General features: G+C 64.7%; 23 protein-coding genes and 1 pseudogene. 14 read left to right on the plus strand and 10 right to left on the minus strand.

Annotated elements, in window-relative coordinates; genetic code table 11:
• Window positions 1-46: 46 nt before the first annotated feature.
• Window positions 47-1,708, minus strand: a complete 1,662-nt coding sequence (locus tag AC0V7N_RS17440; RefSeq protein WP_475459699.1) for an acyl-CoA synthetase — start codon at window positions 1,706-1,708, stop codon at window positions 47-49.
• Between the two features lie 170 nt (window positions 1,709-1,878).
• Here AC0V7N_RS17440 and AC0V7N_RS17445 point away from each other — a divergent pair, with 170 nt between their 5' ends.
• From AC0V7N_RS17445 to AC0V7N_RS17465, 5 genes are all read left to right on the plus strand, one after another.
• Window positions 1,879-3,450: a serine hydrolase gene (locus AC0V7N_RS17445; RefSeq protein WP_475459702.1), complete on the plus strand. Its 1,572-nt coding sequence runs from the start codon at window positions 1,879-1,881 to the stop codon at window positions 3,448-3,450.
• Window positions 3,451-3,686: 236 nt separating this feature from the next.
• Entirely contained in the window at window positions 3,687-4,595 is a 909-nt protein-coding gene (locus AC0V7N_RS17450) for a tyrosine-type recombinase/integrase (RefSeq protein WP_475453807.1), read from the plus strand.
• Window positions 4,596-4,598: 3 nt separating this feature from the next.
• Entirely contained in the window at window positions 4,599-5,792 is a 1,194-nt protein-coding gene (locus AC0V7N_RS17455; protein ID WP_475453809.1) for an IS91 family transposase, read from the plus strand.
• A 438-nt stretch (window positions 5,793-6,230) separates the two neighbouring features.
• The gene (locus AC0V7N_RS17460; RefSeq protein ID WP_475455276.1) at window positions 6,231-7,196 is read left to right on the plus strand and encodes an IS481 family transposase; all 966 of its coding nucleotides are present in this window, start codon (window positions 6,231-6,233) and stop codon (window positions 7,194-7,196) included.
• A gap of 176 nt (window positions 7,197-7,372) precedes the next feature.
• Window positions 7,373-9,550 (plus strand): tetratricopeptide repeat protein, encoded by a 2,178-nt coding sequence (locus AC0V7N_RS17465; protein WP_475459704.1) that lies wholly within the window; start codon window positions 7,373-7,375, stop codon window positions 9,548-9,550.
• Between the two features lie 11 nt (window positions 9,551-9,561).
• On the opposite strand, the gene AC0V7N_RS17470 is transcribed toward AC0V7N_RS17465, so the two are convergent.
• The 4 genes from AC0V7N_RS17470 to AC0V7N_RS17485 form a co-directional block, all read right to left on the minus strand.
• Complete coding sequence (locus AC0V7N_RS17470) at window positions 9,562-10,071, minus strand: YHS domain-containing (seleno)protein (protein ID WP_475459706.1); 510 nt, start codon at window positions 10,069-10,071, stop codon at window positions 9,562-9,564.
• A gap of 6 nt (window positions 10,072-10,077) precedes the next feature.
• The gene (locus tag AC0V7N_RS17475; RefSeq protein ID WP_475459708.1) at window positions 10,078-10,668 is read right to left on the minus strand and encodes an ankyrin repeat domain-containing protein; all 591 of its coding nucleotides are present in this window, start codon (window positions 10,666-10,668) and stop codon (window positions 10,078-10,080) included.
• A 207-nt stretch (window positions 10,669-10,875) separates the two neighbouring features.
• A complete protein-coding gene (locus AC0V7N_RS17480) occupies window positions 10,876-11,811 on the minus strand; it encodes a hypothetical protein (RefSeq protein ID WP_496627985.1) in 936 nt (311 codons plus the stop codon).
• A 127-nt stretch (window positions 11,812-11,938) separates the two neighbouring features.
• Window positions 11,939-12,832 (minus strand): LysR family transcriptional regulator, encoded by an 894-nt coding sequence (locus AC0V7N_RS17485; protein ID WP_475459715.1) that lies wholly within the window; start codon window positions 12,830-12,832, stop codon window positions 11,939-11,941.
• A 103-nt stretch (window positions 12,833-12,935) separates the two neighbouring features.
• Between AC0V7N_RS17485 and AC0V7N_RS17490 the strand changes: the two genes are divergently transcribed.
• The 3 genes from AC0V7N_RS17490 to AC0V7N_RS17500 are packed head-to-tail and all read left to right on the plus strand — an operon-like array spanning window position 12,936 to window position 14,818.
• Window positions 12,936-13,673 (plus strand): SDR family oxidoreductase, encoded by a 738-nt coding sequence (locus AC0V7N_RS17490; protein ID WP_475459717.1) that lies wholly within the window; start codon window positions 12,936-12,938, stop codon window positions 13,671-13,673.
• Window positions 13,674-13,684: 11 nt separating this feature from the next.
• Window positions 13,685-14,575, plus strand: a complete 891-nt coding sequence (locus tag AC0V7N_RS17495; protein ID WP_475459720.1) for an SDR family oxidoreductase — start codon at window positions 13,685-13,687, stop codon at window positions 14,573-14,575.
• Window positions 14,576-14,605: 30 nt separating this feature from the next.
• The gene (locus AC0V7N_RS17500; protein ID WP_027046318.1) at window positions 14,606-14,818 is read left to right on the plus strand and encodes a tautomerase family protein; all 213 of its coding nucleotides are present in this window, start codon (window positions 14,606-14,608) and stop codon (window positions 14,816-14,818) included.
• A 188-nt stretch (window positions 14,819-15,006) separates the two neighbouring features.
• Here AC0V7N_RS17500 and AC0V7N_RS17505 read toward each other — a convergent pair whose 3' ends face one another.
• Together AC0V7N_RS17505 and AC0V7N_RS17510 are read right to left on the minus strand one after the other, a co-directional pair.
• Complete coding sequence (locus tag AC0V7N_RS17505; protein ID WP_496628015.1) at window positions 15,007-15,402, minus strand: helix-turn-helix domain-containing protein; 396 nt, start codon at window positions 15,400-15,402, stop codon at window positions 15,007-15,009.
• A 75-nt stretch (window positions 15,403-15,477) separates the two neighbouring features.
• Window positions 15,478-15,962, minus strand: a pseudogene (locus tag AC0V7N_RS17510) (cupin domain-containing protein); the annotation flags it as partial.
• Window positions 15,963-16,076: 114 nt separating this feature from the next.
• Here AC0V7N_RS17510 and AC0V7N_RS17515 point away from each other — a divergent pair.
• Together AC0V7N_RS17515 and AC0V7N_RS17520 are read left to right on the plus strand one after the other, a co-directional pair.
• Window positions 16,077-17,123 (plus strand): SDR family oxidoreductase, encoded by a 1,047-nt coding sequence (locus AC0V7N_RS17515; RefSeq protein ID WP_475459726.1) that lies wholly within the window; start codon window positions 16,077-16,079, stop codon window positions 17,121-17,123.
• A gap of 401 nt (window positions 17,124-17,524) precedes the next feature.
• Window positions 17,525-18,619: a KamA family radical SAM protein gene (locus AC0V7N_RS17520; RefSeq protein WP_475459729.1), complete on the plus strand. Its 1,095-nt coding sequence runs from the start codon at window positions 17,525-17,527 to the stop codon at window positions 18,617-18,619.
• 9 nt (window positions 18,620-18,628) lie between these two features.
• On the opposite strand, the gene AC0V7N_RS17525 is transcribed toward AC0V7N_RS17520, so the two are convergent.
• From AC0V7N_RS17525 to AC0V7N_RS17535, 3 genes are read right to left on the minus strand one after another with little or no spacing between them, the layout of a single operon-like run.
• A complete protein-coding gene (locus AC0V7N_RS17525) occupies window positions 18,629-19,267 on the minus strand; it encodes a 4'-phosphopantetheinyl transferase family protein (protein WP_475459731.1) in 639 nt (212 codons plus the stop codon).
• Entirely contained in the window at window positions 19,264-19,725 is a 462-nt protein-coding gene (locus tag AC0V7N_RS17530; RefSeq protein ID WP_475459733.1) for a GNAT family N-acetyltransferase, read from the minus strand. The genes AC0V7N_RS17525 and AC0V7N_RS17530 overlap by 4 nt, the downstream gene beginning before the upstream one ends.
• Window positions 19,722-23,834: a Pls/PosA family non-ribosomal peptide synthetase gene (locus AC0V7N_RS17535; RefSeq protein WP_496627986.1), complete on the minus strand. Its 4,113-nt coding sequence runs from the start codon at window positions 23,832-23,834 to the stop codon at window positions 19,722-19,724. Before AC0V7N_RS17535 ends, AC0V7N_RS17530 begins: the two co-directional genes overlap by 4 nt.
• A 440-nt stretch (window positions 23,835-24,274) precedes the next feature.
• Between AC0V7N_RS17535 and AC0V7N_RS17540 the strand changes: the two genes are divergently transcribed.
• From AC0V7N_RS17540 to AC0V7N_RS17555, 4 genes are all read left to right on the plus strand, one after another.
• Complete coding sequence (locus tag AC0V7N_RS17540) at window positions 24,275-24,523, plus strand: DUF680 domain-containing protein (protein ID WP_475459735.1); 249 nt, start codon at window positions 24,275-24,277, stop codon at window positions 24,521-24,523.
• Window positions 24,524-24,571: 48 nt separating this feature from the next.
• Entirely contained in the window at window positions 24,572-24,793 is a 222-nt protein-coding gene (locus tag AC0V7N_RS17545) for a DUF680 domain-containing protein (protein ID WP_475459737.1), read from the plus strand.
• A gap of 115 nt (window positions 24,794-24,908) precedes the next feature.
• A complete protein-coding gene (locus tag AC0V7N_RS17550; protein WP_475459740.1) occupies window positions 24,909-25,880 on the plus strand; it encodes an MBL fold metallo-hydrolase in 972 nt (323 codons plus the stop codon).
• Window positions 25,881-25,915: 35 nt separating this feature from the next.
• Window positions 25,916-26,395 (plus strand): tetratricopeptide repeat protein, encoded by a 480-nt coding sequence (locus AC0V7N_RS17555; RefSeq protein WP_475459742.1) that lies wholly within the window; start codon window positions 25,916-25,918, stop codon window positions 26,393-26,395.
• Window positions 26,396-26,402 lie beyond the last annotated feature (7 nt).

Below are 26,402 nucleotides of genomic sequence, written 5' to 3' on the forward strand. Positions count from 1 at the left end.
CGCTTCGCCGACGTCGCTCGAGTTGGGTCGGTATGAGCGACCCGCTTCACCCCTTCTGCTTCTCCACCTCCGCCTTCCTCAGCAGGAACCGCTGGATCTTGCCGCTCGGCGTCTTCGGCAGCTCCGCCACGAAGTCGATCTCGCGCGGATAGGCGTGCGCCGAGAGCCGCTTGCGGACATGCTGCGCCAGCTCCTCGGCCAGTTCCGGACTGCCCTGGTAAGCGGGCGCCAGGATGACGAAGGCCTTGACGATTTCGGTGCGCTGCGGGTCGGGCACGCCGACAACCGCCGCCTCGTTGACCGCAGGATGCTCGATGAGCGCGCTTTCGACGTCGAAGGGGCCGATGCGGTAGCCGGACGAGGTGATCACGTCGTCGGCGCGGCCGATGAAGGAGACCGAGCCGTCCGGCTCGTATTCGACCGTGTCGCCGGTGCGGTAATAGCCGCCGACAATCGCCGGCGTTTGCTCCTGGTGATAGCCGTCGAACCAGCGCAGCGGTGAGTTGGCGATGTCGACGGCGAGTATGCCGGGCTGGTTGGGGCCGAGTTCGTTGCCGGCCTCGTCGAGCACCACCATGCGGTAGCCCGGCATGGTGAAGCCGGCGGACCCCGCCCGCACGGTATGGGCCAGGCCATGGTGGTTGTTGACCATCATGCCGTTCTCGGTCTGGCCGTAGTGGTCGTGGATTGGGGCGGCGAGATGGGCGTCGAACCAGCGGATCACTTCCGGGTTGAGCGGCTCGCCGGCGCTGCTGACGACGCGCAGCCGGCCTTTGATGCGGGCTGCGGCTTCGGGGCCTTCGGCGAGCAGCAGGCGGAAGGCGGTGGGTGAGCCGGCGAGGCTGGTGACGCCGAGCCGCTCGATGACGTCGTAGGTGCTCCTGGCGGTGAAGGCGCCCTCGTTGAAGGTGGTGGCGATGCCGAGCAGCAGCGGCCCAGTGATGGCGTAGTAGAGGCCGTAGGCCCAGCCGGGATCGGCGATGTTCCAGAAGATGTCGTCGGCGCGCAGCCCGATCGCATCACGCATATAGGCGCCGAAGGCGAGCAGGGCGCTAAGCGGCACCGGCACGCCCTTGGGCAGGCCTGTCGTGCCCGAGGTCGACATCATCATGAACAGGTCATCGCCCTTGCGCATGACGGGTTCGCAGTTCGGGGAGGCGGCGGCAAGGGCGGCGCGGAAATCGATGTCGCCTGCGGGCAAGACGTCGCCGGCACCAAGAATGGTGGCGATCGGCGGGCAGGTCTCGATTTCATCGAGCTTGCCGCGATTGGCCGGATTGGTCACCACCAACTTTGCGCCGCTGTAGCCCAGGCGGTGTTCGATCGCCCTCGGGCCGAAAGCGGTGAACAACGGCTGGTAGACGGCGCCGATGCGCCAGGTGCCGAGGATCAGCGCGACCAGTTCGGGAATGCGCGGCAGCATGCCGGCAACGACATCGCCGGGGCCAATGCCCAACTCCCTGAGCAGGTTGGCGACGCGGCCCGACATGTCCGCGAGGTCGTCGAAGCTGAATTCGCGCAACTCGCCGCCGGCGGAGATCGCGCGCAGCGCCAGCCGGTTCTGGCCGGTGTGGCGGCCGCAGCATTCGACATAGGCGTTGATGCCGGTTGCCGGGTCGCCATCGAGCCTGGCGATTTCGTCCTCGATGCGAAAGTTCGAAACGGCGTCGTCGTAGCGCGGCAGGCCGGATGCTGGCGTCCTGGTCATTGTAATCCTCCCTCGGCGGCGCATCATCTCCCCATGATGCGCCGACGCGAGATTGCCCGAAAACGCAACGCGGGTCGATCGCGGCGAAAGTCGAGAGTGAGCCAGCATTGGCCTCGCCGGCGCCAGGCTGTACTATTTGCCGGGTGAATGCACGGAGGGGAGGCGCGGGCATGCGGCTTGATCGGAAACTCTGTCATTTGAGGATTTGGCATTTGAGGATTTGGGCCGCCATCGCCGTGATGGTCATTTGGCCCCATGCCGCATCGGCCGACCCCGTCACGCCCGAGCGCATCGCTGCCGCCCTGCCGAAGCTGGAAGCGCTGGCGCAAGCCGCCGTCGCCGACGGTGGTGTGCCAGGTCTCGCCATAGCGGTCGTGCATGATGACCAGGTGGTCTTCCTGAAAGGGTTCGGGCATCGCGAGGCCGGCAGGCCGGAGGCCGTCGATCCGGACACGGTGTTCCAGATCGCGTCCCTCTCCAAACCGGTCTCCGCCACCGTGGTGGCGGCGCTGGTCAGCGACGGGATCGTGTCCTGGGATTCGAAGATCGCCGACCTCGATCCGGCCTTCCGGCTGGCCGATCCCTATCCGACCAGTCAACTCACCGTGCGCGACCTGTTTTCGCACCGCGGCGGGCTTCCGGGCACCGCCGGAGATGACCTCGAGGACATTGGCTACGACCGCGCCGAGATCCTGCATCGCCTGCGCTTCGTGCCGCCATCGTCGAGCTTTCGCGCCGGCTATTCCTACAGCAATTTCGGACTGACCGAGGGTGCTGTCGCGGCCGCGAAGCCGACCGGCAAATCCTGGGAGGAGGTCGCCGAGGAAAAGCTCTATCGTCCGCTTGGCATGGCTTCGACCAGTTCGCGTCTCGCCGATTTCGTCGAGCACGCCGACCGCGCAGCCCTGCATATAAAGGTCGATGGCGCCTGGGCCGCGAAGATCAAGCGTGATCCGGATGCGCAGGCGCCCGCTGGCGGCGTCAGTTCCACCGCACGCGATCTCTCGCAATGGGTGCGCCTCATCCTCGGCAATGGCGTCTACGCCGGCAAGACGGTGATTGCCGCCGATGCGCTGGATCAGACGCATGTGCCGCTGATGACGCGGGGCAAGAACCCTGTCTCCGGCGGCGCATCGTTCTACGGCCTCGGCTGGAATGTCGAATTCGGCCGTCATGGCCTGAGCTGGGGCCATGCGGGTGCCTTCAGCGTCGGCGCGCGCACGCTGGTGACGGTCTTCCCGGAGGAGAAGCTTGGCATCGTCATCCTCGCCAACGCCTTCCCGACAGGCGTGCCGGAGGGGCTGTCCGACAGTTTTGCCGATCTCGTTTTCGAGGGTTCGGTCGAGAAGGATTGGATCAAGGCGTGGGACGGCATCTATGCCGGCATGTTCGGTCCGGTGGTCGAGGCGGCCAAGGCCACCTATGCCACGCCGCCGTCTCCGGCAAGGCCGGCCGCACCGGCCAGTGCCTATGCTGGCCGCTACACCAACGACTTCATCGGCGATGCCGTCGTGGCGAGCGCGGGAGACAGCCTTGTGCTCAAGGTCGGTCCGGCCGGCGCCCGGTCCTACTCACTGACGCATTACGACGGCGATCTGTTCCTGACCTTCCCCGATGCCGAGACGCCCGACTGGCCGACCGGCGTGAGCTTCGTCGTCAGCCCCGACGGCAAGGCGTCGGCCATGACCATAGGCTTCCTCGACGACAACCATCTCGGCACGCTGCGGCGGGTGGGTGACTAGTGGCTGAGCAGGGTGGGGTTGCCGTTCGGCTCAGCTGTTAGAACGAGCACATTGCGCCAGAAGTAGCTCTTCGGACGTGCGTTTCTCAACGACCGGGACGGGGCCGGTGAACGAACCCGCTGCGCGGGAGGGCGCCTGCGATTGAGGTAGAGGGCACAGGCCGGGCGTCGCGCCTGCATTGAGCGTCGTCCGGCGGGGGCAGAGCATGACGGGCTTCTTCAACAAGGAGCCTGACCATGCAGCACCCCGTTCTCGATGGACCCGTCAGCCCGCTGCGCCGGCGGCTGATCGACGACATGAACATGCGGCGCTTCTCACGCGAGACGCAGCGCAACTATCTCCGCGACATCGGACGCCTGGCGACATTCCTCGGGCGCTCACCAGACACCGCTACCGCCGACGACCTGCGCCGGTTCCAGATCGAGCAGCAGGAGGACGGCGTTCCCGTGCCAACGATGAACAGCATCGTGTCGGCGCTGCGCTTCTTCTTCACCCACACGCTCGACCGCCCGGACCTGGCGCGCAGGCTTGTCCGGCTGGCGCATCCGCGCAACCTGCCCGTGGTGCTCAGCCGCGACGAGGTGGCCCGGCTGCTCAACGCCACCACGTGTCTCAAGCACCAGGCCGCATTGTCAGTCGCCTATGGCGCGGGCCTGCGGGTCGCCGAGGTGTCGATGCTGAAGGTTGCCGACGTCGACAGCGAGCGCATGCTGCTGCGCGTCGAGCGTGGCAAGGGCGGGCGCTATCGCAACGCCATGCTCTCGGAGGACCTGCTCACGCTTCTGCGGGAGTGGTGGAAGGTCGGACGTCAGCAGGGCGTGATGCACCGCGACGGCTGGCTGTTCCCCGGACAGCATGCGATGAAGCCGATCAGCACGCGGCAGCTCTATCGCATAGTCGTCGAGGCGGCCCAGGCCGCCGACATCGCCAAGCGGGTCGGGCCGCACACGCTGCGCCACAGCTTCGCCACCCACCTGCTGGAGGACGGCACCGACATCCGGATCATCCAGGTCCTGCTCGGGCATGCCAAGCTCAACAACACCGCCCTTTACGCGAAGGTGGCGACCCGGACGGTGCGTGCCGTGACGAGCCCGCTCGACAAACTGGGGCTGTTCAAGCCGGGAGAGGTCTCGCCCGACATCTGAGCCGTGCGCGCCTCGATCGAGGTCGCGGACATCTTCCGTGCTGCCGGACCCGCTTACCGGGCCGCCCATGCAGGTCACCTGAGCCTCGCCCAGCTCAAGGTCATGTCGGCGATCGAGTATTGCCGCACCGCAGCCCTTGGCGGTCACGTCGAGGCTTGCGAGGACTGCGGCCAATGGCGGATCGCCTACAACTCCTGCCGCAACCGGCACTGCCCGAAGTGCCAGGGCGCGATGGCACGGACATGGTTGGCCGAGCGCGAGGCCGACCTGCTGCCGGTCGGCTACTTCCATGTCGTGTTCACGCTGCCCGCCGAGGTCGCCGACATCGCGTACCAGAACAAGGCGCTCGTCTACGACCTGCTGTTCAAGGCGGCAGCGGAGACGATGCTGACTATCGCCGCCGACCCAAGACACCTCGGCGGGCGCATCGGTATCACCGCGGTGCTCCACACCTGGGGATCGGCGATGACGCACCATCCGCACCTGCACATGATCGTGCCGGGCGGCGGCATCGCGCCGGACGGAAGCCGCTGGATATCTTCTCGGTCGGCCTTCCTGCTTCCGGTGCGCGTACTCGGCAAGCTGTTCCGACGGCTCTTCCTCACCCGGCTGGTCGCGCTACACGACGCAGGACGGCTCGCCTTCTTCGGATCGATGGCGCACCTGTCCGCGCGGCAGGCATTCGTGCGGCACCTGTCGCCGGTCCGCAAGAAGCGCTGGGTGGTGTACGCCAAGGCGCCGTTCGCCGGGCCGGAGGCGGTGCTCGCCTATCTGTCCCGCTATACCCACCGGGTTGCGATCTCGAACCGCCGCCTCATCCGGTTCGATGAGGCAGGGGTCACGTTCCGCTACAAGGACTATCGTCGTGACGGCACCGATCGGCAGCAGGTCATGACGCTCGCCACCGACGAGTTCATCCGCCGATTCCTGCTCCACATCCTGCCACGTGGCTTCCACCGCATCCGGCACTACGGCCTGCTCGCCGGCTCCGCTCGCAAGACCAGCCTCGCACGCGCCCGCGAACTGCTGAACGTCGTTGCGCCGTCGGAGGACGACAACTCGGTAGAACCGACTGATTTCCGTCCGCCATGCCGGTGCTGCGGCGGAAGCATGATCATCATCGAGACGTTCGAACGGTGGCGACAGCCGCGCGGACCGCCGGACACCACGGCGACGAACCGGGAGAACTCTCCATGACCCGGCATGGCATGCTCCAGCCTTCAGCCGCAGGCACTCAGCCTCCGGCAACGGACCCACGCGTGTCCATGGTCATTATCGACGCCGAACGGGTCGCGTCCGGCCGCGCGACGAGCCGACAATACCGCGTGACTGAAAGGCGAAACGGTCCGTCCGCATCAAACCCGCCACTTCCCAGCGGCGGTCGCGCCATCGCCGACACCAGCCGAAAATCGAAATCCCCATAACCATTGCCTGTGGCCCGCGGGTTCCTTCCTCGGGGACTTTCGTACGCCTGCCGGCGCCCGAAACTCTTCACGAGAGCAGTAGGTCCGCTTATGGGGAGGAAAGAACGATAGCGGACCTTCAACCTCAAAGGTCCGATCTCGTAGGCCCTAGGTGTCTGGTCCCAGAGTGTGGGGGAATCAGTCAAGCTGCCCCTTCATTCAGGGATCAGCTATGGGACAGATACTCCACGGCAGCGCCACGACCACGCACGCCATCCGAACAGCGATACAGCGATCGAAAGCTCCGCTCAAAGAACTCGCCACGCAGCACGGTCTAAATCGGAAAACTGTCGCCAAGTGGCGCAAGCGGACCTTCGTCCATGATGCGCCAATGGGCCCGAAGACCGTACGCTCCACCGTTCTGACTGCCGAGGAGGAAGCGGCAATCGTCGCCTTCCGCAAGCATACGCTACTGCCTCTGGATGACTGTCTCTATGCTCTGCAGGCGACGGTCCCGCACCTGACGCGGTCGTCCTTGCATCGTTGCTTTCAGCGCCACGGTATCAGCCGCCTGCCCGAGGTCGCTGGCGACAAGCCAGCCAAACAGCCCTTCAAGCGCTACCCAATCGGCTATTTCCACATCGACATCGCCGAGGTCCGAACCGAGGAGGGCAAGCTCTACCTATTCGTGGCAGTGGATCGGACCTCGAAGTTCGCTTTCGCTCGGCTGATGCAGAAGGCGACCACAGTCACCGCCAGAGCTTTCCTCGACGAATTGGTCGAAGCCGTCCCCTACAAAATCCACACCGTGCTCACCGACAACGGCATCCAGTTCGCCGACCTGCCCAAGAACCGGGATGGCCCGACCGCGCGCTGGCGCGGCCACCCCTTCGACCGGACCTGCTGGAGGCATGGCATCGATCACCGTCTCACCAAGCCCAACCACCCATGGACCAACGGCCAGGTCGAACGGATGAACCGGACGCTGAAGGAGGCAACCGTCCGGCGATATCACTATGAGACCCACCGGCAACTTGAAAATCACCTTGCCGCCTTCCTCGATGGATACAACTTCGCCAGGCGGCTCAAGACCCTTCATGGCCTTACACCTTACGAAGCTATCTGCACGGCATGGGCCAAACAGCCAGATCGCTTCCGCATCGATCCGGTCCACTTGACCTCGGGACTGAACACCTAGGGCATCCATTCGGCAGCATCCGCTTTTGGCTCGTAAACTGATCCATGTGGGCAATGGCCGCAAAAACGACGTGGTTGCATTATCGCTGCCCAGTGTGCTGAGCACGCTCGCATTCGAAATGCCAGTCGAATACGCTCGTCGGCGAAGCTTGGGTGGACGAGGCAGGACACCATCACATGGAGCGACGGCTCACCGCAATCCTTGCTGCCGACGTGGTCGGATACAGCACGCTCATGGGCGAGGACGAGGTCGGTACGCTCGAGCGGTTGAAAAGTTGCCGTCGCGAATTGGTCGATCCTGCGATCAAGGAATTCCACGGCCGCATGGTCAAACTCATGGGCGACGGGGCGCTGGTCGAGTTCGCCAGCGTCGTCGATGCCGTCCAGTGTGCTGCCATGATCCAACGCCGGATGGCCGATCGCAATAAAGGCACCGCTGATGCCCGCCACATCCGGTTTCGCATCGGCGTCAATCTCGGCGACGTCATCGTTGAGGAAAATGACATCTACGGCGATGGCGTCAACATCGCCGCGCGCCTCGAGGCTATGGCCGAGCCGGGGGGGGTATGTATCTCGGGCACGGCGTTCGATCACGCGGTGCACAAGGTGGATGTCGGCTTTGCCAGTCTTGGCGAGCAGCGCCTCAAGAACATCGCCGATCCCGTTCGTGCGTATCGGCTGCTGCTGGATCCCTCGGCATCGGGTAAGGTCACGGCCGCGCCCCACCGGCCGGTCTCGCGCGTCATGATCCTGGCGAGTGTCGCGGCTCTGGCATTTGCCGTGCTTGCCGGTATGTTTGCGTGGCAGAAGTTCTCGGTGTCGTCGCGGCCATCGGTTGCCGTGATGCCGTTCGCAAACCTCGGCGGCGATCCAGGCCAGGACTATTTCGCTGACGGCATCACCGAGGATCTGATCACCGACCTCACCAAGCTTTCCGGTCTGGACGTCATCGCGCGCAACTCGGTATTTGCCTACAAGAACAAGCCTACAGCACTGGCGGACGTCGCGCGCGACCTTGGCGTGCGCTTCGTTGTCGAGGGCAGCGTCCGCCGCACCGGCGAGCAGATCCGCCTTAATGCCCAGCTCATCGACACGGCAACGGGCGACAATCTGTGGGCCAACCGGTTCGACCGTGGCATGGCCGGCGTATTTGCCGTCCAGGACGAGATGAGCGGGGAGATCGCCAAGGCGCTTGGCATGCAACCTTCGGCAGCGGAAAGCGAGCGTATGGCGCGCCCGCCGACCGAAAACCTCGAAGCTTACGACTTCTACCTTCGTGCCGAGCAGACAGCACGGACCGGTCGGCGCAACGGGCTGCGGGAGGCGCTCACGCTCTACGACAAGGCGGAGGAGCTCGACCCAGCCTTTGCCGAAGCCTTCGCGGCGGATGCAAGCATGACAGTCTACATCTGGCGCGAATCGTTCAACGACATCATGCAAAGCGCACCGGCGCGCAAGCGCGCCTATGAGAAGGCAAGCCGCGCGCTGCAACTCGACCCGGATCTTTCGTCGCCTTATGCGATTCTTGGGATCATGCAGGTCGTGGATCGCCGTTACGAGGAAGCCATCGCTTCGGTCGAGCGAGCCGTCGCACTTGGCCCCGGCGATGCTGAGACGCAAATAGCTCTGGGATACGTGCAATTGTTCGCCGGCAATCATGCCGAGGCTGCCGAAGCGGTCGAGACAGCTCTCAGGCTCGATCCCAACCTTTCACCCATCAACCGGCAAATTGCCGGTCTGGTCTTTCTCATTCAAGGTAGCAACGACAAGGCGATCGAGGCGCTCGAACGCACCCGCCACGATGCGCCATCAGTCGGAGATTTCACGATCACGCTTGGTGCCGCTTATGCCCGCGCCGGCCGCCTGCAGGATGCGAGGGCGGCGGTCGCCGAGGGAATGGATGCCATGTCGACACCGGGGTTCGATTCATTGTCCGCATACCGGCTCAACGGTGCCCAGTACCGCAACCAGCAGGATTTGGCTCTCATCATCGACGCGTTACAGCAGGCGGGCTTGCCCGAATGGCCGTTCGCCTTCAGCGGCGATGAGCACAACCGCTTGAACGGCAAGGAGATCGCCGCGTTGGTGCTGGGCCATACGCTGCAGGGCCAGCTTGAACCAGGTCTCCAACCAGCCTTCCTCCAGATCGGGAGCGACGGCAAGGCAGCCTTCCGCTCCACGACGCGGCTGGTCACCGAGACTGTCCGTATCGATGGCGACCTATTGTGCGAGCTGAGCGAGAATATGTTCGGGCGCCCCGACTGCGGACCTGTCTACAAGCGCCGCGACGATGGAAGCGGCGGCTATTCCTTCGTCAACTCAAGCAAGGTCTTCCACTTCGCGGTGATTCAGTAGATGCACGCGCGTTAGTGATACTTGTCGAGTCCCAAATTGGCCGCGACCTTCGGCCAGTTGGCATCGGCTTTCGGGATATACTCAGCTGCATGCGCAGCGAAATCATCCGCATTGCCGACGTCGTAGATCAGGTAGAGCTTGCCATCGATAATCTTGAATGCCTCAGGGTCGACGTTGACCGTTACCCCTCCGCCCACGACTTCGCCGGCGCAGTAGCCGCCATATTGAGGAGCGTACTTGACCGGGTCGCTCATGAACATTTCCTGATGTTTCTTGCTGGCGAAATGCCATGGCGTTCCCAACCAGTTGTAGGAGATGTTCTCAGAGCCCTTCACCGCCTTGCCGTCCGTGAAATAGGCGACCGTGTCGTAGCCCATGATCGCCACACCGCCGAAATAGCCGGTGTTTACCGAACCGTCGGCCCAGGCCGATCCCACGCCGGCGACCGCAGCTACCGCGACCAAGGCAGCCGCTCCCAAATTCCGAACCAGTCGTGACTTGATCATCGTGCTCATCTGCATCCTCCGTTAATCGTGGATTTCTGCGCACTTCGCCGCGTTGGCCTCGCCAAGGATTTTGGCTTGGCAGGTAGCACCATGGCGCTTGAAAAGTCGTATGATATCCGGGTTACCCTTCCAGAATGCGCGCGTTATCGGCATGTAGCCATGCCCCTCGGGATGATTCACATCGGCACCTTTCGCAATAAGGAATTCGGCCAGTTCGACGTGGTTTTCCTCGCCGGCCACCAACAACGGTGTAGCCCCCGCCTTGTTGGCGGCATCTTCGAGCACCGCGCCTTTTTCCAGCAGCAGTTTGGCGATCGGCAGGCTTCCCGAGAAGGCCGCAGCATGAAGCGGGGTAAAGCCGCCCGAGTTACGCGCCATGACGTCGGCACCCTTGCTCAGCAGGAATTCGGCGATTTCCGGCTGGTTGTCGAGCGCTGCAGCGATGAGGAGGGTTGCCTGGTCGCGTGCCCGGCTGTTGACGTCGGCACCGCCTGCCAGGGCTTGCTCGACGGCACCCTTGTCGCCGGCGGCGATGGAGTCGAACAATTGCTCACCTGCGGCTGCTGTTGTAGCCGCCAGTACCAGCATCCCAAGTGCCAGCAGTCCGCGCATTATGCAAGGGTATCATATTAGCTTTGAGTCATACAAGCTGCGTTGGGCTCATCGGGGCAGATGCCGGCAGACGGGGCGCGGGCGGATGGGCGGGAAAAGGCATTGGGACGACTGGCTTCATTCGCAGGGGCGCAATGGGTCGAGCCCGGTTGTTGAGAGTGATTGGATTTGACACCAGAGTGGCGGCCTTGCCCTCTCGTTCTCAACTCAAGCCAGCGGGCCGAACTGGAGCAGTTTGAAGCAATCGCTGCTGCCCGATTTCGCCTGCGTCAGTAGCGGTTTCGACCGCTCGATCCACTCCTGGTGCGATCTGGCATCGGCCTCGATCGCATCGATCGGTCGAAGGCTGACGAAGCCGCGCCCGTTGCTCAAAAGCCAGCACGCCCGGCCGAGAAATCGCCTGCTGCGCTGGCGCAGCAGGTCGGCATCGTAAAAGATGTCGAGCACCTCATGTTTGACCTTGCGTTGCTTTTCAGGATCGGCGAGCGCGACCTCGACCGGATCGCCGCCGATCGCGTCCTGCAGGTCCTTGTAGTCGAGGGCGAGCTGGGTGGTGGCATATTTGATCTCGCTCTCGTCGCGCACGATGTTGAACCACAGCGTCGGATCGAGCTCGTTGACGACGAACGACGATTCGAAATCGCGCGACAGGTTCAGGATGTCGAAGTCCCGGATATCGACATCGCGCTCGACCAGAAGAATCTCGGCGACCTGCTTGCCGAGCTCGGTTCCCTGCGCGCTGACCGCGGCGTTCGTTCCCCCAAGCTCCGGACTGACATAGGGCCCGCCTTCATCCAGCAGCGCGTCGAATTCGCCAAGCGAGCCGACGACGGGGGCGCCGCGGGCAATGCGCGCCGCCAGCTTGGCGAGAACCTGCTGCAGTTCCGTCTCGCGTCTGCGCTGGTCCTGATAGTTCTGCTGGAAGAAGAAGATGAACAGCGACACGCCGATGCCGATCAGGATCACGCCCAGCTGTGAAAAGATGTTGCGGTAATATTCGAGCAGCTTTTCGCGATGGCGCACGTCGTCGCGCACGCTGTGGGCGACGCGAAGATTGACGATCAGCGACAGGATCAGCAGCCCGGCACCGACCAGGATGAGGCCGCCAATGAGCAGGTAGCCATGGCCCGTGCTGAAATCCATCCTTTTGCCCCAAGACCCCAGACTGCGCAGAGTAATGCCATTTTGCTTCAACACCTACGGTTTCGTCAGCGATGGGGTCGATAGCGGCGAGCTACTCATGATGGGCAACGGAACCGATGGCTGCGTTCTAAAGGTTCGCCTCGGCGAAGATGCGCGCGGCCCAGTCGAGGAAGACGCGCAGGCGTGGCGAGAGCTGCCGGTTCTGCGGGTAGAGCGCCGACAGCGGCGTCGGCGAGGGCGGGTAGTCGGCCAGCACTTCGACCAGCGTGCCGTCGGCCAGGTCCTTCTCGAAGCGATAGCGCGGCGCCTGGATGAGGCCGAGGCCGAGCCGCGCCAGATCGGCGGCGGTGTCGGAATTGTTGGCGGCGACGCGGCCGGGCAAGCGGACTTCGCGGGTCTTGCCGCCGACGGTGAATTCGAAGGGCAGAACCTCGCCGCTGCGCGACGAGACGAAGCCCACCGCCTGATGACCATCGAGCTCGTCGGGGGAGGCGGGTATGCCGTGCCGTTCGAGATAGGCTGGGCTGGCGCAAGTCATCTCGCGGATCATGGCCAGGCGGCGCATGATCATGCCGCTGTCGGGCGGTTCGCCGACGCGGATGACGCAATCGACGCCCTCGCGCACGAGGTCGACCAGCCGGTCGCTCTGGCCGATCTGCAGGTCGATCCTGACATAGCGGGCCAAGAACTCCGGCAGGCGCGGCAAAAGGAAGGTGCGGGTGAGCAGCGTGCTGGCGTCGATGCGCAGCAGGCCGAAGGGCTCGGCGTTGCGGAAGGCGGCCTCGGCATCCTCGATCTCGGCCAGGATCGACAGGCAGCGCTGGTAATAGGCCTCGCCATCCTGCGTGGCGTTGACCTGCCGCGTTGTCCGCTCCAGCAGCCGTGCGCCAAGATGTTCTTCCAGCCGGCGGATCGCTTCCGTGGCGGTTGAGCGCGGCAGGCCGAGATCGGCGGCGGCAGCGGTGAAGCTGCGTCGCTCCAGAACGCGAACGAAGAGCCGCATCGTGTCCAGACGATCCATGCGCTTTGTTCGCAGTTTCCGAATAGTGATGTCAAGAGGTGGCTGATTATCCGGAAGATGGCAACGTCTATATCCGTGTCATCAACAACACGGAGAGACTTCCATGACAAATCCAACCAGAACCGCGATCGTGACCGGCGCCTCCAAGGGCATCGGCGCGGCGATCGCACAGCGGCTCGCCCGCGACGGCGTCGCCGTCGTCGTCAACTATGCACGGGGCCGCGCCGAGGCCGAAGCGGTCGTCAGTGCGATCGAAGCCGAAGGCGGCAAGGCGATTGCCGTGCAGGCCGACATCGCCGATCCGACCGGCATTGCAGCACTGTTCGACGCCGGCGAGAAGGCGTTCGGCGGTGTCGACATCCTCGTCAACAATGCCGGCATCATGAAGCTTTCGCCGATCGCCGCGACCGACGACGCCGCGTTCGACACGCAGGTGGCGATCAATCTCGGCGGTGTGTTCCGTGGCATGCGCGAAGGTGCAAAACGACTGCGCGATGGCGGCCGCATCGTCAATTTCTCGAGCAGCGTCGTCGGCCTCTACCAGCCGGGCTACGGCGTCTATGCCGCCACCAAGGCGGCCGTCGAGGCAATGACGCACATTCTCGCCAAGGAGCTTGGCGCGCGCCGCGTCACCGTCAATGCGGTGGCACCCGGACCGGTCGAGACCGCCCTGTTCACCGACGGCAAGAGCGCGGCGCAGATCGAGGCCATCGGCAAGATGAGCCCGCTCGGCCGGCTCGGCCAGCCCGACGACATTGCCGGCGTCGTCGCGTTCCTCGCCGGGCCGGACAGCGGCTGGGTCAACGGACAAATCATCCGCGCCAATGGCGGCGTTCTCTGAAGGAGACTGATATGAAACAGACAATTTTGATCACCGGTGCTTCCTCAGGCTTCGGCGCGATGACGGCGCGGGCGCTCGCAAGGGCGGGCCATACGGTCTATGCCTCGATGCGCGACCCCTCGGCGCGTGGCGCGGCGGCAGCCGAGATGGAAAACTTCGCCCGTGACGAGGGTGTGGCGCTGAGGACCATTGCGCTCGACGTCACCTCCGACGCCTCGGCGCAAGCGGCGATCCAGCAGATCGTCACCGAGGCCGGCCAGTTCGACGTGCTGATCCACAATGCCGGGCATATGGGGTTCGGCCCGGCCGAGGCGTTCTCGCCCGAACAGCTGGCGCAGCTCTATGACGTCAACGTCGTCGGCACGCAGCGTGTCAACCGCGCCGCCCTGCCGCATATGCGGTCTCTCGGCCGGGCGCAGATGATCTGGGTCGGTTCGAGCAGCACGCGCGGCGGCACGCCGCCGTTCCTGGCGCCTTACTTCGCCGCCAAGGCCGGCATGGACGCGCTGGCGCAGAGCTATGCGCTGGAACTCGCCCGCTTCGGCATCGAAACGACGATCGTCGTCCCGGGCGCTTTCACCAAGGGCACGGAGCATTTCCACCATGCGGCGGCACCTGCCGATGCGGCGCGCGCCGACGCTTATTGGTCCGGTCCCTATGCCGGTGCCGATCAGCAGGCACTGAAAGGGCTGGCGTCGCTTGAGCCGGCGGATGCCGATCCGGCCGAGATTGCGGCGGCAATCGTCGATCTCGTCGCCATGCCGCACGGGAGCCGCCCGTTTCGCGTCCACATCGACCCGTCGGATGACGGCGCCACCATCGTCAACGGCGTTGCCGACCGCGTGCGCGCGCAGCTGCTGGAGCGGATCGGCCTTGCCGACCTGCTCCATCCCAAAGCCTGAAATCCAACTTCAACGGAAAAGGAAACGATCATGCCATTCGCCAACATCAAGATGCCGCAGGCGGCGCTCTCCAAGGCGCAGAAGGAAGATCTCATCCATCGAACGACGGCCATGTTCGTCGACTTTTTCGGCGAGGGCGTGCGGCCCTACACGATGGTGCTGGTCGAGGAAGTCGCTGACGGCGGCTATGGTCGGGCCGACGAGGTGTTCGTCGTGCCGGAAGCCTATCGCGCCAAGGACTAGCCGCTCTGAGCTGATACCCGTCATATGACGACTGGCCGCCGCGGACGCCAACGTCCACTCTGTCCGCGGGCCTGCATGTCGGTTCCCTGAAAACCGATGCCCCCTTTAGGGCGGCATGCATCAGGCGGGGGCCAGGTGGACAGCCCCGAGCTGTCCACCTGTCTCGGGCCTCCGCCTCTCCTGACTTTTCAAGACACCAGGCTCAGCGGCTGCGTCTCCGTACCCTCCAGCCGTTCGGCTTTCCCCGCGGTCCGATACCGCTTGGGCGCGGTACCAGTGGCGCGCTTGAAGGCGTTGCTGAAGGCGCTTTCCGAGGTGTAGCCGAGTGAGCGGGCCAGCACCGCCACGGGCGTATCTTCCTCGCGCAAGGCGCGCTCGGCCAGATGCATGCGCCATTGCGTCAGGTAGGTCAGCGGCGCGACGCCGGCTGTCTGCCTGAAATGGAAGGCAAAACTGGTGCGCGACATGGCGGCGGCCCTGGCGAGTTCCTCCAGGTGCCAGTCGCGGCCGGGGTCGCCATGCATCAGCCGCAGCGCCGGCGCCAGGCGGGGATCGGCGAGCGCGCGCAGCCAGCCGGCGGGCATCAGGCTCGACGTCTGCAGATGCGCCCGCAGCACCTGGATGAACAGCAATTGCGCCAGCTGCGCCGAGGCAAGGCTGGCGCCCGGCTGGCCGTCCGCCTGCTCGCGCACCAGCTGGTCGAGAATCCAGCGCAGGATCGTGGCTTGCGGCGACGAGGCCTGGATGTGGATCCATGGCGGCAAGACGTCGGCCAGCAGCCGCCCGCTCGCCTGGTCGAGCAGGACATGGCCGCCAATATGCGCGAAATCCTCGCCGTCGCCGAGCTGCGCGATTTGCAGCCGGAGAACACCGCCATGGCGTCGAGCGGCGGCACGGACAGGTCGCTGGCGAGGATGAAGGAGCGCCGCGACGCCAGCAGCAGCACGTCGCCTGTTTGCGCCTGCACGGGGTCGTCCTCGCCCTCGAGGCGGATCCAGCAACTGCCCTTCACCACCGCGAAGAATTTGATTTTCTCGGGCGCCGGAAAGCGCAGCGCCCATGGGCCGCCGGCGGTGAAGCCGCCTGTCACCATGGTTTGCGCGCTGGTGAATTTGAGGATGTCGGAGAAGGGATCACCGGTCATTTTGTACTCTCGCGCAATTTATGCGGATTTTCAAGCATTCACAATCCGAGCGGGCAGGCATAGCTGAGGGTCGATCAAACGTCGTCGCGAGCGGCGACGACAGAGGAGATCGACATGAACGACGAACTGGTGCTGGTGACCGGCGGCTCAGGCTTCATCGCATCGCACTGCATCCTCAAGCTGCTCGACGCCGGTTATCGCGTGCGCACGACGGTGCGTTCGCTGAAGCGCGAAGCCGAGGTGCGCGCGATGCTGAGGGAAGGCGGCACTGAACCCGGCGACCTCCTGTCCTTCGTTGCCGCCGACCTGACCGCGGACGCCGGCTGGGCCGAGGCCGTGGCGGGCTGCGCGTATGTCATGCACGGTGCTTCACCAACACCCTCCGGCAGCCAGACGCGCGAGGAGGATTGGGTGCGGCGGGCCGTCGACGGCGTGCTGCGGGTGCTCAAGGCCGCGCGCGATGCCGGCGTGAAACGCGTGGTGCTGACCTCGGCCATCGGTGCGGTCGCCATGGGCCATGCGCCGCAGACGCGGCCCTTCAACGAGACGGACTGGACCGACCTTAGCGGCGCTGTTGCGCCCTACCAGAAATCGAAGACGCTGTCGGAGCGCGCCGCCTGGGATTTTATTGCCCGGGAAGGGCACTGCCTCGAACTCTCCGTCGTCAATCCAGTCGCCGTGTTGGGCCCGGTTCTCGCCGCCGATTTTTCGCATTCGATCGGGCTGATCAAGCGGCTGATGGATGGCATGCCCGGCTGTCCCAAGGTCAACTCAGGCTATGTCGACGTGCGCGACCTTGCCGATCTGCATCTGCTGGCGATGACCAGCCCCGCGGCCAAGGGCGAGCGCTTCATCGGCATTTCGGGCCACAGCCTGTGGATGGCGGATGTCGCAAAGGTACTGCGCCGGCGGATGGGCGCGGCCGCAGCCAAGGTGCCGAGGCGGGAGATCCCCAATTGGATGATCCGCCTGCTGGCGCTGCGCGGCGATCCGACGACGAAGATGCTGGCCAGGCATCTCGGCGTGATGATGGACGCCACCAGCGAAAAGGCGACGCGCCTGCTCGGCTGGACGCCGCGCCCGGCCGAGGAGGCGATTGTCGCCACGGCCGAGAGCCTGTTGCGGCTGGGGTTGGTGGGCGGGAAGAGAGGTCACGGCTGAAGACCCCCACTCCGCTGCTTCGCAGCGACTTGCCGGGGCGAGCCACGGGTCTCGCCCGTCCTTCGGACCCCCACAAGGGGGAGGGTGAGGAAGCGCCTTGTCCGCCCCTGCGACAGTGCTTTTGTGGAGGCGTGGAAAGGTGCTCTACGGCGCCCCCCTCTGTCCTGCCGGACATCTCCCCCACTTGGGGGGAGATCGGCAGCTCGGGCGCCGGCTCTCCTCTTATAATTTTGGAGATTGGCGAAGGCCGTCCTGACATCGATCTCCCCCCTCGTGGGGGAGATGTCCGGCAGGACAGAGGGGGGCGCCGTAGGGCGCGGCGGGCGTCGTTGGCTTCCGGTGATGGTTGACCGCGCCGCCCATCCGGCCGATAGGTCCGCGCGACCACTCCGAGACCTGATATGACCGACCTCAAAGATGCAACCCGCGCCCCCGCCTGGCAGGACGATGTCCGCCAGGGCGTGCGCCATGTGCGCGATCTCGCCTCCCTGCCGCTGTCGCCAGCCGAGCGCGACGCCGCCCAGAGAGCCGCCGCGCTCCACAAGGTGCGCGCGCCAAAAGCCTATCTCGATCTGATCGACTGGAACGACCCGGCCGATCCGATCCGCGCGCAGGTGATCCCATCGCCAGGCGAATTGGTGGAAACGGAGGGCGAGCTTGGCGATCCGATCGCCGACCATGATTTCAGCCCGGTGCCCCGGCTGACGCATCGCCATGCCGACCGGGTGCTGTTGTTCCCGACCTATCAATGCGCGGTCTATTGCCGGTTCTGCTTCCGCAAGGAATCGCTGACCTCGATCGGCCGGGGTTATACGCGCGAGGCGCTGGAGCCGGCGCTGGCCTATATCGCGGATCATCCCGAAATCCGCGAGGTGATCCTGACCGGCGGCGATCCGCTGTCGCTGCCGGACACCGCACTTGCCGAAATCTTCGCGCGCATCGAGGCGATCGCGCATGTGCGGCTGCTGCGCATCCACACGCGCGTGCCGGTGGCGCTGCCATCGCGCATCACATCAGGGCTGGTCGAGGCCTTGCAGGGCCGACTGATGGTCACCGTCGTCACCCATTTCAACCACGCGCGCGAGATCACCGACGCCGCCGAAACAGCCTGCCGGACGATGCGGCAAGCGGGCTTCGTGCTGCTCAACCAGAGCGTTCTGCTTAAAGGCGTCAACGATACGGTCGAGGTGCTGGAAGAGCTCTGCCGCGAGCTGATGTATCGGCTGGGGGTCAAACCCTATTACCTGCACCATGGCGACCTCGCGCGCGGCATGGCGCACCGGCGCACCACGATCGTCGAGGGTCAGGCGCTGGTGGAGGCGCTGAGGGCGCGGCTGTCGGGCATCTGCAATCCCGTCTATGTGCTCGACCTGCCCGAAGGCGGCGGCAAGGTGCCGCTCGGGCCGTGCCCTATCGAGGCGCGGGACGGGGAGATCTGGCGCATTCGTGGGCTGGATGGCGCGGTGAGGACCTATCGGGAGATCGTGAGCGAATAGTGCGGCGCGCTATTCGCCGACAAACGCCAGGACGACCACGCGCGGGGCAACGCAGTATGCGAGCCTGACCTTGCGGCCGGTCTTGGTCGTCGCACGCCCTGCATCGAGGTCGACGGCGATATCCTCGTAGCCCAGTACCTCGCGATCGAGCGGATAGGCCGCCTTGTAGACCGCTTCCTTGGCGCAAAACAGGATGCGGCCGGCAAGCCGCCGATCCGCCGCGTCTGTCCGATCCGCGCCGGTTGCAACGATCGCGAAAATATCATCCGGCAGGGGCTGGGCGGGCTCGACATCGATGCCGAGGGAGACGATGCGGCCGACAGGCGTGACCGCCGCCACGGCCATGTCGTCGTCATGGGCGAGCGAGCCAATTATTCCCTCCGGCCAGACCGGAGCACCGGACGGAGCGCGCGGGATGGCGACGTTCCTGATGCCGATATCGGCCAGCAGTTGGTGGGCGATCCAGCGGGCGGCACCGCTGGCGCGCCGCATGGCCGGCTGGCGCGCGGGGATGGAACGCGCTTCCTCGGGCAGCAGATGGGCCTCGTCCGCGTCGCCTATCACCCGGCATCCCGTCCGGACATCTCGGGGCGCGATTGCCGCCATCGCCTCGGTCAACGCGCCTTCAGGGGAGGGCGGCCGCGTCAACGGTCATCCCTCGGCAGGGCGAGGTCGGCGATCATTTCTCCATCCTCATCGAGCCCTTCTTCGACGAAACCGGCGGCGCGGTAGAGCTGGCGTGCCGCTTCATTCTCCGGTTCATAGCAGATCGAAACGTGCCTGATGTGGCCGAGGCTTCTGATTTCGTGCAGCACTTCACGCAATGCGGCCTTGCCATAGCCCTTGCCCTGGCTGGCGCGGTCGATCATGAAACGGTAGATGCGCGCTTCGTCGTCATCTTCCGGTGCATCGTACATCAGGAAACCGACGACGCGATCCTCGGCCATCACGACACGCGGCCGGGCGTCCTCGTCGGCTTCAGCCTCCTCCAGCGACTCCGCATTGCTTGCTACGAAATCCATCTGGTCCGGGGCCAGTTCCAGCGACGCGACCAGGGCCCGGTTGGCCTCGGTCACGGGGGCGAGGCGGACGTCTGCGGCCTTCAAGCCGACGCCTTGGCGCCGTCTTCCGTGACCGGGATCACGAAGCGATGCAGCTTGGCCGGGTTGCCGCGCCAGATGGAGTAGGGCTCCAGCTCTTCGCCCTTCATCACGAAGGAATCGGTATCGGCCACCGATCCTTCGCCCATCACGACGCCGTAGTGGACAAAGGCGGACGGTCCGAGCGTGCAGCCCTTGCCGATGCGGATGTAGTCGGACTTGAACGCGCCTTCCTCCAGCGAGTGAGCCTGGATGACGCAGCCTTCGTTGAGCGTGGCGTCATCGCCGATCTCGACCAGCGAGCGTTCGGTGAGGTTGGCTCCGCCGTCATAGACGCGCTTGCCGACCTTGACGCCGAGCAGGCGCAGGATCACCGGCCGGAACGGCGTGCCGCCAAACAGGTTCACGATCGGCGAATCCGCCAGCTTCCAGTGGCGTTCGTGACGCCAGAAGTCGACGTCGTAGATCGTCGTTATCCGCGGCTTCAGCCTGCGAAAACCAAGGCTTGCCCGCTCGACAAAGATGTAGAACGGAAAGGTGATCGCCGAGGTCAGGAGGACGGCGACGAAGAGGGCGACCTCGTTCCATTCGGTGTAGTAGTTCAGCGCCCGGTCCCAGATCGCCAGCGTGGCGAACAGCATGACCCATTGCGTTGCCATGAACAGAAGGATCGTCACCAGATTGTGGCGGTTCTTGAACGGGATGCGCTGGCGCCGGTCCGCCTCGTCGACGCCGGCGATGAGCTCCTTGTCGCGGTTGACCATGCGCGGGATTTCAAAGGCAGGCGAACCCAGGAGCCCGACATTCTCGCGCAGCGGCCCATCGATGGGGATCATCACCTTGGTGCCAAGCAGGACGTTGTCGCCCGTGCGCCCATCCGGCGGATAGTAGATGTTGTTGCCGAGATAGTTGCGTTCGCCAATGCGCGTCGGCTCGAGCCGGAACGCGGAGGCCGACTTGTGCATGTTGATCATGAGCAGGCCGTCCGACACCATGGTCTCGGTGCCGATCTCGCACAGAAGCGGGTTTTCGTGCTGCTGGTTGGAGCCGAAATTGGAGCCGGTCTGCACCACCTTGTTGAGGTTCCAGCCGATGGCACGCATGTAGTAGACGATCGCCGAGCTGTCACCGAACAACAGCCCCAGCACACGCGAATTGCTCGAGAATTCGGTAGCGGCCTGCAGCCAGTAGCGGAAACCGTAGAGCGCGTAGGTGCGGCCTGGCTTCAGCACCAGGCTGAGCAGGCGCGGCAGCAGCGTCGCGGCGAGAAAAGCCACGGCGATATAGCCGAAAAGCGTGACCGTGGTGCCGATCGCGACCAGGCCGATCGTCTCCTGATAGTCGTCGCCGACATTCTCCCAGTAGCTGTGGAACAGCAGCGGCAGCGGGATGACAACGGCAAACAGCCCGATCAGCTGGACCGCTTCGAAGAGGAAGCGCCTGATGTCGGAAGGGTTCTCGTTGCGCACCTTGCAATAGTCCGCCGTGGTCGGCACGGCCGGCGAGCCATGCCAGTGTTCGCCGTCCGGGATGCTTTGCCCGCGCTGCAGCGAGGACGAATGGCCGAGCTGGCCGCCGTCGCCGATCGACGTGTCGATGTCGAGCGTCGAGCCGACGCCGACGAAGGCATCGCGACCGATGGTCAGCGGTCCCATATGGATGTAGCCGGACTGCGCCCGGAAGCCGAGGATCAGCGATTCCTTGCGCAGGATGGTGTTGGCGCCAATCGAGATGAGATCCGTGCAGACGGGCACGGATCGGGATTCGATGACGGCGTTCTTGCCGATCCTGGTTCCCAGCAGCTGCAGGTAGAAACTGTAGAGCGGGCTGCCGCGGAAAAGCACGACGGGGGCGGTGCGGATCAATGTCTTGACCACCCAGAAGCGGTAGTAGCGCAGGCCCCAGATCGGGAACGCCTCGGCCTTCCAGCGGCCGACGAGCACCCATTTCGTCAGGACGGCGAAGCCCGTCATGCCGAAGAAGACGCCGGACGAGAGCGCCACGCATCTGATATAGAGCTGCAGCGGATCGTCGAGCGCGTCGTACATCCAGTTGAGGCCGATGTTGATCGCCCACAGCGCCACATAGCTGTAGACCCCGTAGAACAGCAACTGCGCCATGCCGCAGGTCCAGTAGGCAAAATTCGAGGCCCGGCGGGTGAGGACAGGCTCGTTGGTGGCCGTCGTCATCTCTTCCGGCACGCTCAGGTGTTTGGCCAGGCGCGCGACCGTTGGATAGAGATAGATATCGCGCATGGACGTGGTCGCCCATTCCTTGCGGGTGCGCACGCGGGCACAAAAATGCGCCATCAGCAGCGAGTTGGCGCCGAGATCGTCGAAGAAATTGTCCTCGACCGACACGTCTTCGAATTTCAGCACCGCGGCCAGCGCCTCGGCCAGGAAGCGCTCGTCGTCATTGCCGGGCGCCACCATGGCGCGGTCGGCGGAAAGCCGCACGCTGGTCGGCTTCGGCAGCTGGCGAAGGTCGACCTTGTTGGAGACCGTCATCGGGATGGCCGGCAGTTCCTCCAGATAGGAGGGCACCATGTAATCCGGCAGCCGGCGCTTCATCGTCTGGGCAATGTCGGCGCGCGAGAGCGCTGGCTGGCCGGCCTTGCGCGCATAATAGGCGACGAGCTCGACGCGGCCGGGCTCGATCTCCCAGGTGGTGACGGCGGCTTGCGCGATCTCCGGCTGGTCGAGCAGCACCGCCTCGATCTCGCCGAGTTCGATGCGATAGCCGCGGATCTTCACCTGGGTGTCGATGCGCCCGGCATACTCGATCTCACCATCGCCGTTGATCCGGCCAAGGTCGCCCGTGCGGTAGATGCGCTGCGACGGGTTGTTGGGCAGGCCGAGGAAATCGGCGATGAATTTCTGTTCCGTCAGGTCTTGCCTGTTGAGATAGCCGACGGCGAGCCCGATGCCGGCGATGCCGATCTCGCCCAGTTCGCCAGGCTCGGCCAGTTCCGGCAGCGAAGGGTCGAGAATGACGATGGAATAGGTGGGCAGCGGCGCGCCGATGGTGACGGGCTTGTCCGGCGTCAGCGCGCCCATCGTTGCCGTGACGGTCGCCTCTGTCGGGCCATAGGTGTTGAGGATCTGCCGCCCCGGCTTCGACCAGCGCACCACCAGATTGTGCGGGCAGGCCTCGCCGCCGACCAGGAGCGTGCGCAGGCTGGGCACATCCGATGTCATTGACGACAGAAGGGTCGGGCTGCAGGCCATGCAGGTGATGTCGTGATGGCGCAGGAAATCCGCGAGCTCCTCGCCGACGAGCGGCATCTGGCCCGGTGCCGGCACCACGGTCGCGCCGGCGACGAACGGCACCCAGATCTCTTCGGAAGAAAAGTCGAAGGCGATGGTCATGCCCTGGTAGACGCGATCGCCCGGTCTGTAGCCGTAGGATGCGGCGGCGACGCGGATGAAGTTGACGAAGCTCTGGTGCCTGATGGCCACGCCTTTCGGCCTGCCGGTCGTGCCCGACGTGTAGAGGATGTAGCAGATGTCGTCGCCGGCAGTGGCGGCCTTGTGCGGCTTCAGCGGCGCGCCGGACTGTTTGGAGATCTCGGCGGCGGCGCTGTCGATCAGCACATGGGGAACCGGCAGCTGGTCGGCGCGCGACGCATAGGTGGCGATGGTGACGATCAGGCTGACGTCGGCGTCTTCGATGATCAGCGCCATGCGCTCTTGCGGAAAGGCGGTGGCCAGCGGCACGAAGGCGGCGCCTGCCTTCACGACGGCGAGCACGGCGACATAGGTCTCCGCCGACCGGTCGAGAATGAGCCCGACCCTGTGGCCCGGCCGCACGCCGCGCTTGATCAGCACACGGGCGAACTGGTTGGCGCGGCTGTCCAGCTCCTCATATGTCCAGCTACGTCCGTCGGAGATCACCGCCGGCAAGGTGGCGAATGTTTCGGCAAGCTGCTCGAAGACCTTGTCCAGCCGCTCGTCGGGCTGACCCGCTTGGGCGAAGTCGGCGCCCGTCAGGATCTGGGCGCGCGCGACCATTGTGGAGCCGGCGCCGGTTTTCGGCTGCGCGTCGCCCGTTTCGGGCTCTCTGCCCGGCCTTGCCGCGTCCCTGTCCAATGCGGCGATATCGATACCGTAATCCATTTCCAAACTTTCTCGCCCTGACTGCGTATTGCCAGGCTGTTCATGCCGCCGCAATTGGCAGGCCTTGCCGGCTGCGCCGCCGCTGCATCTGACCATTGTGCGCGCGTGCGGCGGCCGATTCCCGGCCGTTGAGGGATGCTTATGCCATCCGATCTTTTCGCCAGTTTTTCCGAACTGTTGAATATTGTTTCTGAAGTGTGTCTGAGCGAGACCGTCTGGCGGATCTTCGAAGGCGTCGGCGCTCCCAGACCTGGGTTCCTCGCCTCCACATTCGTGGGGCGAGGAACCCAGGCTTTGCTTGGCCGCGACCCTTTGAATCCAGCCCTTCCAAAAAAATCTCACGTCCCCCGGGAATAAAGCACGGCCCTGCCGGGTCTTCATTACAGCGGGGCCAATCTGCCGGCCCGCGACCCGAAGAAACGAAACCAGGATTTATCAAGATGACCAAGCTCGCTCTCAGCGTGGCTGCGATGTTGCTTGCCTCGAGTGCTGCCTTTGCCGGCAGCGACCATTTCGGCGCCGACAATGCCAACCAGCCTGTCGCCTCCGTCGACACCAATGCCACCGCGTCCATCCCCTACACGGCGCAGCAGAACAGCGTCGACACCAAGGTGATGACCGGGCCGAGCCAGGGCTCGGTGCAGGACATCCTCGCCCAGCACAACCGCGACGGCCTCTGGGGTCGCTGAGCGCGCTCCCGGCTTCACGCAATCTCTCAACAAACAGGAACCATCGATATGAAAACCCTCGCTCTCACCGCCGCCGCCATCCTCGTTGCCACCACCGGCGCCTTTGCCGGCAGCGACCATTTTGGCGACCGCCCCGTCAACCAGACCACCGCCACCATCGACAACAGCTACACCGCCTCGATCCGCAAGCCGGACATGATCCGGCACAGTGCCCAGGCGACGATGAAATCTGATGCGGATGAACCAGCCCGGGACAACTGGGGCAACTGAGTTCGCGGGTTGGGACACCCTCGAGGTCCCGACCCAGTCCGCAATCAGGACGGGGGGCCATGTGGCGTGGCCCTCCGTCACCTCTGCCGCCACGCAACCTCACAGGAGATACCCCATGTTCAGCATGACACGCCGCACACTGCTTGGAACCGCCACTGCCGCCGCTGCCTTCGGCCTTGCCGGCAAGCTTGAATTCACCCGTCCTGCTTTCGCGCAGACGCCGGTGGAGCCGACCGTCGGCTTCTACAAATACACGGTCGGCGACATCGAGGTGACCGCCATCTATGACGGCATCTGGAAGAAGCCGCACGATCCGGCCTTCATCAAGGATGTTTCCGTCGACGACACCAAGGCAGCGCTCGCCAAGGCCGGCCTGACCACCGACTTCATGCCTATTCCGCTCACCGTCGTCGTGCTCAAGATGGGCGGCAAGCTGATCATGATGGATGCCGGCTCGGGCGTCGGCCAGTGGCAGGCCAACGCCACGCATCTGCCGGCCAACATGGCCGCCGCCGGCATCGACTACAAGGCGATCGACACCATCATGATTTCGCATTTCCACCCCGACCATGTCTGGGGCCTGATGGAGAAGGGCACCAACACGCCGGTGTTCCCCAATGCCGAGCTGATCGTCAACGCCACCGAATACAATTGGTGGACCGACCCAAGCCGTCTGGCCAAGCTGCCCGAGGGCCGCAAGCCGGCGGGCAAGCGCATCGCCGAAAACTTTCCGAAATGGAAGAACTGGAAGCTGGTCGAGGACGGTGCCGAGGTTGCGCCCGGCATCCAGATCATCGCCGCACCCGGCCACACGCCGGGACATTCGGTGTACCTCGCCAATTCCGGCAAGGAGCAGCTGATGATCTCGGCCGACACCATGTATGTGCCCGCCCTTCTGGCGCCGCATCCGGAATGGCAGGGCAGCTACGACCAGGATGGGCCGACCGCGATTGCCACCCGCCACAAGATCATCGACCGGGTGATCGCGGACAACATCCGCATTTCCGGTTCGCACTTCCCGTTCCCGGGCACCGGCGTCTTCGTCAAGGACGGCAATGCCTACGGCTTCACCCCCGTATCGATTTGAGCGTCAGCTCCCAATCCAGACAAGCGAGAAAGACAATGAAACAATCCTTCCTGGGCAAGCACGCCCTCTACGGCCTGCTCGGCGCCATCGCCGTGCTGACCGTGGTTCCCGTCGCCACAATCATGCCGGCCTATGCGGTCGACGACATCGAGGGCGCCGATGCGCCCGACCTCACCGCCGTCCAAGCCAAGATCGCGGCCAAGGACTACAAGGGCGCGTTGGCCGATCTGCGGGATCTGGCGCAGGACAACCAGCAGGCCGACGTCTACAATCTGCTCGGCTTCACGCTGCGCAAGACCGGCGACTTCACCACCGCGCTGACCTACTACAACAAGGCGCTGGAGCTGAAGCCCGACCACAAGGCCGCCCGCGAATATCTGGGCGAGCTCTATGTCGAGACCGGCGACATGGCCAAGGCCAAGGAACAGCTGGCCTCGCTGCAGAAGCTGTGCCCCGTTGGCTGCGACGAGCTTTCCGACCTGCAGAAAGCCATCGACACCAAGGTGACGCAGTAGGGTCCCC

This window comes from Mesorhizobium kamtschaticum (assembly GCF_056174585.1).

What these genes read in the sequence shown, in the direction of transcription:
- AC0V7N_RS17440 (WP_475459699.1), bottom strand. Translation starts at nt 1,708, where the DNA reads ATGACCAGGACGCCAGCATCCGGCCTGCCGCGCTACGACGACGCCGTT.
- AC0V7N_RS17445 (WP_475459702.1), top strand. Translation starts at nt 1,879, where the DNA reads ATGCGGCTTGATCGGAAACTCTGTCATTTGAGGATTTGGCATTTGAGG.
- AC0V7N_RS17450 (WP_475453807.1), top strand. Translation starts at nt 3,687, where the DNA reads ATGCAGCACCCCGTTCTCGATGGACCCGTCAGCCCGCTGCGCCGGCGG.
- AC0V7N_RS17460 (WP_475455276.1), top strand. Translation starts at nt 6,231, where the DNA reads ATGGGACAGATACTCCACGGCAGCGCCACGACCACGCACGCCATCCGA.
- AC0V7N_RS17465 (WP_475459704.1), top strand. Translation starts at nt 7,373, where the DNA reads ATGGAGCGACGGCTCACCGCAATCCTTGCTGCCGACGTGGTCGGATAC.
- AC0V7N_RS17470 (WP_475459706.1), bottom strand. Translation starts at nt 10,071, where the DNA reads ATGCAGATGAGCACGATGATCAAGTCACGACTGGTTCGGAATTTGGGA.
- AC0V7N_RS17475 (WP_475459708.1), bottom strand. Translation starts at nt 10,668, where the DNA reads ATGCGCGGACTGCTGGCACTTGGGATGCTGGTACTGGCGGCTACAACA.
- AC0V7N_RS17480 (WP_496627985.1), bottom strand. Translation starts at nt 11,811, where the DNA reads ATGGATTTCAGCACGGGCCATGGCTACCTGCTCATTGGCGGCCTCATC.
- AC0V7N_RS17485 (WP_475459715.1), bottom strand. Translation starts at nt 12,832, where the DNA reads ATGGATCGTCTGGACACGATGCGGCTCTTCGTTCGCGTTCTGGAGCGA.
- AC0V7N_RS17490 (WP_475459717.1), top strand. Translation starts at nt 12,936, where the DNA reads ATGACAAATCCAACCAGAACCGCGATCGTGACCGGCGCCTCCAAGGGC.
- AC0V7N_RS17495 (WP_475459720.1), top strand. Translation starts at nt 13,685, where the DNA reads ATGAAACAGACAATTTTGATCACCGGTGCTTCCTCAGGCTTCGGCGCG.
- AC0V7N_RS17500 (WP_027046318.1), top strand. Translation starts at nt 14,606, where the DNA reads ATGCCATTCGCCAACATCAAGATGCCGCAGGCGGCGCTCTCCAAGGCG.
- AC0V7N_RS17505 (WP_496628015.1), bottom strand. Translation starts at nt 15,402, where the DNA reads ATGCCCGCCGGCTGGCTGCGCGCGCTCGCCGATCCCCGCCTGGCGCCG.
- AC0V7N_RS17515 (WP_475459726.1), top strand. Translation starts at nt 16,077, where the DNA reads ATGAACGACGAACTGGTGCTGGTGACCGGCGGCTCAGGCTTCATCGCA.
- AC0V7N_RS17520 (WP_475459729.1), top strand. Translation starts at nt 17,525, where the DNA reads ATGACCGACCTCAAAGATGCAACCCGCGCCCCCGCCTGGCAGGACGAT.
- AC0V7N_RS17535 (WP_496627986.1), bottom strand. Translation starts at nt 23,834, where the DNA reads ATGGATTACGGTATCGATATCGCCGCATTGGACAGGGACGCGGCAAGG.
- AC0V7N_RS17540 (WP_475459735.1), top strand. Translation starts at nt 24,275, where the DNA reads ATGACCAAGCTCGCTCTCAGCGTGGCTGCGATGTTGCTTGCCTCGAGT.
- AC0V7N_RS17545 (WP_475459737.1), top strand. Translation starts at nt 24,572, where the DNA reads ATGAAAACCCTCGCTCTCACCGCCGCCGCCATCCTCGTTGCCACCACC.
- AC0V7N_RS17550 (WP_475459740.1), top strand. Translation starts at nt 24,909, where the DNA reads ATGTTCAGCATGACACGCCGCACACTGCTTGGAACCGCCACTGCCGCC.
- AC0V7N_RS17555 (WP_475459742.1), top strand. Translation starts at nt 25,916, where the DNA reads ATGAAACAATCCTTCCTGGGCAAGCACGCCCTCTACGGCCTGCTCGGC.